Origin of the sequence: Pseudomonas aegrilactucae (assembly GCF_019168305.1) — a bacterium.
Classification (GTDB): Bacteria; Pseudomonadota; Gammaproteobacteria; order Pseudomonadales; family Pseudomonadaceae; genus Aquipseudomonas; species Aquipseudomonas aegrilactucae.
Window position 1 is genome coordinate 46436 of the sequence record NZ_JAHTBI010000088.1, and the last position, 8040, is coordinate 54475.

Annotated in this window: 3 protein-coding genes; all 3 read left to right on the forward strand. The window is 64.9% G+C overall.

Going from position 1 to position 8040, the window contains the following annotated elements:
- Window positions 1-139 precede the first annotated feature (139 nt).
- Window positions 140-1789, forward strand: a complete 1650-nt coding sequence (locus tag KUO17_RS22065) for a cyclic peptide export ABC transporter (protein ID WP_217977683.1) — start codon at window positions 140-142, stop codon at window positions 1787-1789.
- Between the two features lie 119 nt (window positions 1790-1908).
- Complete coding sequence (locus KUO17_RS22070; RefSeq protein WP_217977685.1) at window positions 1909-6711, forward strand: non-ribosomal peptide synthetase; 4803 nt, start codon at window positions 1909-1911, stop codon at window positions 6709-6711.
- Window positions 6647-8040, forward strand: a 1394-nt coding sequence (locus KUO17_RS22075) for a condensation domain-containing protein (protein ID WP_425274888.1), incomplete at its 3' end; no start/stop codon positions are given. The genes KUO17_RS22070 and KUO17_RS22075, both read left to right, overlap by 65 nt.

Sequence of the window (8040 nt, forward strand, 5' to 3'; positions counted from 1 at the left end):
CCGGCCAGCCTTCACCGACTAAATCCCTCGCCTGTTCAATCGTCCAGTTTCAGACAGCCCGCCGTACGCACACGTTCCTGGTGCGAGCGGGCCTCCACTCGCCCATAGCACGTAGCCACGTCGCGACCGAGGTAGTTTCATGACCGCAGCACCGCGTAGCGCCATCCGCGATCTCTTCAGCCTGCTCAGGCCATACCGCACCCTCGTGATCGCCTCGATCACCCTGGGCATCATTGGCGGGCTGAGCGTCACCGCCCTGCTGGCCACCGTCAACCAGGGCCTGCACGACGCCGGCGGCATGGGCAAGGGCGTGGTCCTGGCCTTCACCGGCCTGTGCGTGCTGGCCTTGCTCAGCACCATCGTGGCCGACATCGGCAGCAACTACGTTGGCCAGAAAATCATCGCCAAGCTGCGCAAGGACCTGGGCGCCAAGGTACTGGCCGCGCCCATCGAACAGATCGAGCGCTACCGTACCCACCGCCTGATCCCGGTGCTGACCCACGACGTCGACACCATCAGCGACTTCGCCTTCTCGTTCGCCCCCCTGGCCATCTCGCTGACGGTGGTCATCGGCTGCCTGGGGTACCTGGCCATGCTCTCCTGGCCCATCTGCGTGATGACCCTGCTGGCCATCGGCATCGGCTCGGCGGTGCAGTTCGTTGCCCAGCGCCGTGGCGTCAAGGGCTTCCACGCAGCACGTGACGCCGAAGACGACCTGCAGAAGCACTACCAGGCGATTGCCGAGGGTGCCAAGGAGCTGCGCATCCATCGCCCACGCCGGCATGCCATGTTCACCCGCAACATCCAGGGCACCGCCGACCTCATCTGCGAAACCCATGTGCGCGCGATCAACATCTTCGTGATCGCCAAGAGCCTGGGCTCGATGCTGTTCTTCGTGGTCATCGGCCTGGCGCTGGCCCTGCAAGCCTTCTGGCCGGCCAGCAACCCCACCGCCCTGAGCGGTTTCGTGCTGGTGCTGCTGTACATGAAGGGCCCGCTGGAAAACCTGATCGGCAACATCCCGATCATCAGCCGTGCGCAAATTGCCTTTCGCCGCATTGCCGACCTCTCGGAGCGTTTCTCCTCGCCCGAGCCGCACCTGCTGCTCAGCGCGGCCGAGAAACCGCCTGGCGCCTTCGAAGGCCTGGAGATGCGCGATGTGCAGTACAGCTTCCCGGCAGCGCCTGGTGCTGCCCCGTTCCGCCTGGGGCCGGTCAACCTGAGCATCGAGCCGGGCGAGATCCTGTTCATCGTCGGCGAGAACGGCTGCGGCAAGACCACCCTGATCAAGCTGCTGCTGGGCCTGTACACCCCGCAACAGGGTGCGGTGTTGCTCAATGGCGCCGCCGTGGATGCGCGCGGGCTGGACGACTACCGCCAGCTGTTCACCACGATCTTCGCCGACTACTTCCTGTTCGATGAACTGGTGCAGCGCGAAGGGGCCCTGCCCGACGATGCCGCGCAATACCTGGAGCGCCTGGAGATCGCGCACAAGGTCAGCGTACGCGATGGCGCCTTCACCACCACCGACCTGTCCACCGGCCAGCGCAAGCGCCTGGCGCTGGTCAATGCGTGGCTCGATGGTCGCCCGGTGCTGGTGTTCGACGAGTGGGCTGCCGACCAGGACCCGACCTTCCGCCGGATCTTCTACACCGAGCTGTTGCCCGACCTCAAGCGCCTGGGCAAGACCATCATCGTGATCTCCCACGACGATCGTTACTTCGATGTCGCCGACCAGCTGGTGCGCATGCACAGTGGTCGCGTGATCAGCGAGAAAGTCCTGGCCTGACGGTTGTACCCCGGCGAGCGCGCCGTCGCTCGCCGTTGCCCGCCTTTGCAACTAAATCGCATTCGTCGCCCTTCGTCTTCCTGACAACGCTTAATTCTGCCGACGGCGACGAGATCGACATGAATCAAATGAATCACCCCACTGACGACGACCTGCTGGCCTTGCTGCTGGCTGATGAAGCCGGCGCCGAACACGCAATCAGGGCAGGGGCGGTACAGGAGGCTTGCGCCCTGTCCTTCGCTCAACAGCGCTTGTGGTTCTTGCAACAGTTCGACCCGCGCAGTTGCGCCTACAACCTGCCGCGTGCACTGCGCCTGAGCGGGGAGTTGAACGCCGACGTGCTGGAGCAGGCGTTGAACGCGGTGATCGACAAGCACGATATTCTGCGAACCCGTTTCGTCGAAGTCGACAACCTGGCGCAGCAACAGGTCGACCGCCAGGCTCGACTGACCCTGGCCCGGCAAGACCTGGGCGAACTGCCGGCCGCCGAGCGTGACGACGCCGTACGCCTGTGCCACGAAGCCGACCTGATGCAACCGTTCGACCTGAGCGTGGCGCCGTTGATGCGCGGCACACTGCTGCGCACCGGGCCCCTCGAACACGTGTTGCTGCTGAACATGCACCACATCGTTTCCGACGCCTGGTCCAATGCGATCCTGTTGCAGGACCTTGCCCAAGCCTTCGCGCAAGGATGCGCGGGTGCGCCGAGCGCCCTGCAACGTCCGGCCATCCAGTACGCCGACTATGCCCACTGGCAGCGTCAGGAGTACCCGCTGAGCGTCGCCCACGAACAGGCCGCGGCTCATTGGAAGCAATTGCTCGACGGCGAGTTGCCGAACCTGGACCTGCCCTTCGACACGCCCCGCAGCCCGGACCAGTTGCACCCCGTCGGTAACCATACCCTGAGCCTGCCAGCCTCGCTGAGCAGCGCTCTGCAGCGCTTCTGCCAGCAGCACGGGCTGACCCCCTTCATCGTGCTGCTGGGTGCCTGGCAGTTGCTGCTGGGGCGCTACACCGGCCAGCACGACTTTACCGTGGGCGTGCCCAACGCCACCCGCAGCCAGGGCGAGACTCAGGCATTGGTCGGCTGCTTCGTCAGCAGCCAGGTCTACCGTGCTCGACTCGACGGCGCGCAGCCGGCCAGCGAATTCCTGCAGCGCCTGCGCGAACAGTCGCTGGCCGCATTGGAGCATGCCGACTACCCCATCGAGCTGATCCTGGAAGACCTGCAACTGCAACGCAGCACCCAGGCCAACCCGCTGTTCCAGACCCTGTTCAACTGGCGCGTAGCCAGCCAGGATGCAGCGCAATTGCGCCTGGATGGCCTGGACGTGGAATTTCTCGGTGTCGAGCAGCAACAGGCCAAGTTCGACCTGTCACTGGAGATCGACTACAGCCAGCAACAGATCGATGCAACGTTCAGCTACAGCACCGCGCTGTTCTTGCCGCAGACCATGGAGCGCCTGGCAAGCCACTGGCAGCACCTGCTGCAAGGCCTGATCGCCACGCCTCAACTGCGCCTGGGTGAGCTGCCAATGCTCGACCGCGCCGAACAGCAGATGATGCTCGACACCTGGAACGCCACTGCCGAGGACTTTGGTGCGCACGCCAACCTGCAAGCGCTGTTCGAAGCCCAGGTACACGCCACCCCGGATGCCGTCGCCGTTCGCCTGGGTACTGCCACCCTCACCTACCAGCAACTCAATCTGCAGGCCAATCGCCTGGCGCACAAACTGCTGGCGCTGGGCGTCGGTGCCGATGTCGGCGTGGGCATTGCGTGCGAGCGCAGCCTGGAGATGGTGATCGGCCTGCTGGCCGTGCTCAAGGCCGGCGGCGCGTATGTGCCACTGGACCCCAGTTACCCGCAAGACCGCCTGGCCTACATGATCGAACACAGCGGCATTGAATTGCTGCTGACCCAGACTGCGGTGCAACCTGGCCTGCTGCTGCCCGCAACACTGCAGGTCCTGCTGCTGGATCACCCCGGCATCGGGCTGGAGGCTTACGCCGACAGCAACCCCACGCCCGTCCCCGACGCGGACAACCTGGCCTACATCATCTACACCTCGGGCTCCACTGGCCGCCCCAAGGGCGTACAAGTGCGCCACGGCGCACTGACCAACCACATGCTGTGGATGCAACGTACCCTGCAGTTGCACGCACACGACCGGGTGCTGCAAAAAACCGCGTTCAGCTTCGACGCCTCGGTCTGGGAGTTCTGGCTGCCGCTGCTCAACGGTGCGCAACTGGTGCTGGCAAGCCCTGAGCTCAATGACGACCTGTCGCTGCTGTGGCCGAAGGTGCAGGCCCAGGGCATTACCGTGCTGCAAGCTGCGCCCTCGCTGCTGCAGGCGCTGATGGCCCAGGCCGATCGTGCGCAACTGGCCAGCCTGCGGGCGATCCTGCTCGGTGGCGAAGCCCTGAGCCCGGTGTTGGTGCAGCAACTGCGCAGCGTCAGCAATGCGCATATCTACAACCTCTATGGCCCCAGCGAAGCCACCATCGATACCTGCTGCCTGCAGGTGCAGGCGCTGGGTGAAAGCGCCATCGTGCCGATCGGCCAGCCGATCAGCAACGTGCACACCCACATCCTGGACCATGACCTGAACCCCTGCGCGATCGGCGTCAGTGGCGAGCTGCTGATCGGTGGCCTGGCCCTGGCACGCGGCTACCACGCACGCCCCGGGCTGACCGCCGAGCGCTTCATACCCGACCCGATCGCGGGTGACGGTACGCGCCTGTACCGCAGCGGCGACCTGGCCCACTACCGCGACAACGGCGTGATCGAGTACGTCGGCCGCATCGACCACCAGATCAAGCTGCACGGCCTGCGCATAGAGCTGGGCGAGATCGAGGCACGCCTGCTGCAACAACCGCAGGTTGCCGAGGCAGTAGTGCTGGCGCCGGAGTACCTGGGCAGCCAGCGCCTGGTCGCCTACATCGTCGCCAGCAACACACTGCCGGATGCGCCGGCCCAGGACCGCTTGCGCCACGCGCTGATCGCCGAACTCAAGCAGCAATTGCCAGGCTACATGGTGCCTGCACACCTGGTGCTGCTCGACAGGATGCCCCTGACGCGCAACGGCAAACTCGATCGCAAGGCCTTGCCGCTGCCGGACGCAGCACATGCTCAGCACCTGTTCCTGGCCCCGCAATCGGCCATGGAGCGCCAGATCGCAGCCCTCTGGCAGGAAGTGCTCAAACAGCCACAAGTCGGCTTGAGCGATAACTTCTTCGAACTGGGTGGCGACTCGATCGTTTCCATCCAGGTGGTCAGCCGCGCCCGCCAGGCCGGTATCCGTTTCACCCCCAAACAACTGTTTCAGCACCAGACCGTACAAAGCCTGGCACGGGTTGCGCAGTTCGACGACCAGGCCGCCGCGATCGACCAAGGGCCGGCCAGCGGCACGGTCCCGCTGCTGCCGATTCAGCAGGCATTCTTCGACACGCCGGTACCATCGCGTCATCACTGGAACCAGTCGGTCCTGCTCAAGCCGGCCGGGCCACCACTTGATGCCCATGTGCTGGAACAGGCCCTGGACGCCCTGCTCAACCACCACGACGCATTGCGCCTGAGCTTCACACAGCAGGCCCAAGGCTGGAGCAGCGTCTACCGCGCGCCTGCCGACGCCCACAACGCACTGCTACAGGCGGTGGCGTCGGATGACCGCGAACTGGAGCAGCTGTGCGAACGCGCACAGCGCAGCCTGGACCTCGAGCACGGCCCGTTGCTGCGCGCGCTGCTGGTGAGCCTGGCCGATGGCCGACAACGTCTGCTGCTGGTAGCCCACCACCTGGTGATCGACGGAGTGTCCTGGCGCATCCTGTTCGACGACCTGCAGAGCGCCTACCAGCAGTGCCTGGCTGGGCAGGCCCCACAGTTGCCTGCACGCACCAGTTCGCTGCAAGCCTTCGCCCATGCGCTGCGCGAGCATGCCAAGGGCCCGGCCATCGGCGAGCTGGACTACTGGCTGGACCAGCACCAGGCCATTGCAGCCGACCTGCCCGACGCCCAAAACGCCATTGACGCACCGGCACAGGTCACCCTGCTCGATTCGCACCTGGACAGCGAACGCACGCGTCGCCTGCTGCAACAGGCGCCTGCCGCCTACCGCACCCAGGTCAACGACCTTCTGCTCAGCGCCCTGGCCCGTGTGCTGGCACGCTGGACAGGACAGGCCGACAATCTCATCCAGCTCGAAGGGCATGGCCGCGAAGAGCTGCATGAAGGGCTGGACCTCACCCGTACAGTGGGGTGGTTCACCAGCGCCTTCCCGCTCAAGCTGTCGGCGGGTCAAGACCTGCAGGCCACCATCAAGCGGGTCAAGGAACAACTGCGCGGCGTACCTGACAAAGGCATCGGTTTCGGTGCCCTGCGCTACCTGGGCGGGCACGCCGCGCGCGACGCCTTGCAGGCGCTGCCAGCGGCACGCATCACCTTCAACTACCTCGGCCAGTTCGACACCAGCTTCGATGACACCCAGCAACCACTGCTGGTACCTGCCAGCGAAGCCGCCGGCGCCGAGAAAGACCCAGGCACGCCACTGAGCAACTGGTTGAGCATCAATGGCCAGGTGTACGCCGGCGAACTGAGCCTGAGCTGGACCTATGACCAGAACCGCTTCGCCCCGCACCTGATCGAGCGCCTGGCAGATGACTACATCGCAGAACTTGGCGCACTGATCGACCATTGCTGCGATAGCCTCAATCAAGGCGCCACCCCATCGGACTTCCCGCTGGCCGGGCTCGACCAGGCGCAACTGGATGCGCTGCCGATCGACCTGGCACTGATCGACGACCTCTACCCGCTGTCGCCGCTGCAGCAAGGCATGCTGTTCCATACCCTGTATGAGCAGGATGCCCACGACCTGGGGGGGGCGCAGCTACATCAACCAGATGCGCCTGGACATCAGCGGCCTTGACCCCCAGGCATTCGCCGATGCCTGGCAGGCTGCCGTCGACCGGCACGACAGCCTGCGCACGGGTTTCCTCTGGCAAGGCGAAATGGCGCAGCCACTGCAGGCGGTGTACAAGCAGATACGCGTGCCGTTCAGCTTGCTCGACTGGCAGCAACGCGCTGACCTGCCTGACGCACTCGACGCACTGGCCGCCGAGCAGTTGCAACAGGACCTGCCGCTGGACAAGGCACCGCTGTTCAACCTGGTGCTGGTGTGCACCGCGCCGGGGCAGCATCACCTGATCCATACCAGCCACCATATCCTGATGGATGGCTGGAGCACCTCGCAGTTGCTGGGTGAAGTATTGCAGCGCTACAGCGGCCAGGCCGTCGCTGCCTCGCCAGGCCGCTACCGCGACTACATCGGCTGGCTCGGCCGCCAGGACGCCGTGCTTGACCACGCCTACTGGCATACTCAACTGGCCGACCTGGAGGAACCCACACGGCTGGCGCATTCCGTCGTCAACAGCACTCAGACGCAGGGCCACGGCGCCCGCTACCTGAGCCTGGATGCCCAACGTACACAACGCCTCAACGACTTCGCACGCCAGCAGAAAGTCACCCTCAATACCCTCGTGCAAGCCGCGTGGCTGGTAGTGCTGCAGCAGTACAGCGGCCAACGCTGCGTGTGTTTCGGGGCTACCGTGGCCGGGCGTCCGGCCGATATCGCTGGCGTAGAGCAGCAGATCGGTCTGTTCATCAATACCCTGCCGGTCATCGCCAGCCCGCGTCCCGACACCAGCGTCGCCAACTGGCTGCAACAGGTACAGGAAAAGAACCTTGGCCTGCGCGAACATGAGCACACCCCGCTGAGCGAGATTCAACGCTGGTCCGGCCAACGTGGCGAAGCCCTGTTCGACAACATTCTGGTGTTCGAGAACTATCCGGTGGCCGAGGCCCTCGAGCAGGAAGCACCCGCAGGCCTGACATTTGGCACGGTCGACTACCATGAGCAGACCAACTACCCCCTGACCCTGGCGATCAGCGCCGGCACCACCCTGCTGATACATGCCAGCTACTCGCGCCAGCACTTCAGCGATGCAGGCGTGCAGTCGATCGGCGAGCACCTGCTCAACCTTGTCGAACGCATGAGCGACAATCCGCACCTGCACCTGGGCGAGCTGGACATGCTCGACACCGCGCAGCGCCAGCAAGTGACCGAGGCCTGGAACGCGACCGCCACCCCATACCCGCTCGACCGTTGCGTACACCAGTTGATCGAGGCGCAGGTCGAACAAACGCCGAACGCACCGGCACTGGTGTTCGGTGAACAACACCTGAGCTATGCCGAGCT